The sequence below is a fragment of the Nakamurella sp. genome, assembly GCF_048594475.1.
GTDB lineage: Bacteria > Actinomycetota > Actinomycetes > Mycobacteriales > Nakamurellaceae > Nakamurella.
On record NZ_JBMDXT010000128.1, the window covers coordinates 1 to 1,609 of the forward strand.

Consider the following 1,609-nt stretch of genomic DNA (forward strand, 5'->3'; position numbering starts at 1 on the left):
GGCGGTTCCGCGCCGTCGGCCCGTTCCGCGGGTTCGGGCTACTCGGCCAACTCCGCGTACTCGGCCCGTTCGGCCGCGTCCGCCACCCCGGTGACCGGGCCGTCGTCGGAGACGGCCGCGCCCGGTGACTCGGGACGGGGCCCGGCGTCCGGCGCCAGCGCAGCGTCCACCTCGTCAGCCCCGCGCTCGGCGGCCTCGCCGGTGCCGTCCCCGCAGCCCGGCCCGGCACCCTCGGTGCCGTCTGCCGGCGCCTCCGGCCCGGGTCGGTCGATCGGCGACGCGCCGCCCAAGAAGTCGCTGCTGGAGCGTCTCGGTCTGAAGAAGTCCGGTCCGGCCAGTGCCGCCGGCGCCCGTACCGGCGCCTTCGGTGCCCCCGGCCAGGAACGGTCCGCGAGCGGGTCGGACACCGACGCGGCCGGATCCTCCAGCACCACGTCCACGCCGTCGTCGACGGCACCGTCGTCGAGCGGGCCGACCCCGGGTCTCGCCGGCGGGACCACCGCCGGAGCGGCCGCGGCCGCGGCCGGCGCCGCTGCTGCGGCGAGCCCCGGTCCGAGCCGCACCCCGTCGGTCCCCGCCAACTCGCCCTGGGCCCGTCCCAGCACTCCTCCGGGCCTGCGTCCCGGGGGCGCGGAGGTGACGGCGCGCGAGGGTGCAGTGGCACCGGGTCCGTACACCCCGAACGTACCTGCCTCGTCGTCCTCGGCCACCGCCCCGGCTTCGGCCACCTCGGCTCCCGAGGTGAAGCCGCTCTACCGGGCCGACTCCACGGCCACGGCGCCGCAGTCGCGGTTCCCGCAGCCCGCCGCCCCGGAGAGCACGCCCGAGGACGGTGCCGCGGCGCCGCTGGAGGAGACGGCCGGACCGAGCACGGCCGTGCTGCCCGCCGTCACGGCGGCGGCACCGGTGGCCGCGTCGGCCACGTCGGCCGACGCCGCGGCCGCGGCCAAGGCCAAGTCGGGCAACGCCCGGCGGACGCGCAAGGCCCGGCTCCGGCTGTCCCGGCTGGATCCGTGGTCGGTCATGAAGACGTCGTTCCTGTTCTCGATCGCGGCCGGCATCATGCTCGTCGTCGCCGTGTACGTGATCTGGACCGTGCTGTCGACGTCCGGGCTGTTCGACTCCGTCAACGAGATCGTGGCCAGCGTGGTCTCCACGCCGGGTGACACGACCCCGTTCCGGATCGAGGAGTACATCAACACCCAGAAGGTGATGGGGGTCAGCGCGCTGATCGCCTGCGTCGACGTGGTGATCTTCACCGCGCTCGCCACCCTCGGCTCGTTCCTCTACAACCTGGCCGCCACCATGCTCGGCGGCCTGGAGATCACCCTTGCCGAGGACTGATCCCCGCCCAGCGGGACAACGGGAAGGACTCGGTGCGATGTCGCACCGAGTACTTCCCGTTCCGCCCGGCCGTCGAACCGATTTGTGGGATTGCTCCCGGATAGACTAGGGTTGGCGATCGCGCCGGGATTACCGGAGCAACCCCCGGGCCTATAGCTCAGACGGTTAGAGCGCTGCCCTGATAAGGCAGAGGTCAGTGGTTCAAGTCCACTTAGGCCCACCCGACACCCTTCGTACGTCGTCTCTGACGGCCCTTGCCGCGCTC

At 73.6% G+C, this 1,609-nt stretch carries 2 protein-coding genes and 1 tRNA gene; 2 read left to right on the plus strand and 1 reads right to left on the minus strand.

Features of this window, described 5'->3' with window-relative positions; all coding sequences use genetic code 11:
* Positions 1-38 precede the first annotated feature (38 nt).
* Positions 39-728 (minus strand): hypothetical protein, encoded by a 690-nt coding sequence (locus ACOJUF_RS06585; protein WP_420121063.1) that lies wholly within the window; start codon positions 726-728, stop codon positions 39-41.
* 13 nt (positions 729-741) lie between these two features.
* Between ACOJUF_RS06585 and ACOJUF_RS06590 the strand changes: the two genes are divergently transcribed.
* Together ACOJUF_RS06590 and ACOJUF_RS06595 are read left to right on the plus strand one after the other, a co-directional pair.
* A complete protein-coding gene (locus ACOJUF_RS06590; protein ID WP_420121064.1) occupies positions 742-1,344 on the plus strand; it encodes a DUF3566 domain-containing protein in 603 nt (200 codons plus the stop codon).
* 146 nt (positions 1,345-1,490) lie between these two features.
* Positions 1,491-1,564 (plus strand) — tRNA-Ile (locus tag ACOJUF_RS06595).
* Positions 1,565-1,609: the final 45 nt, after the last annotated feature.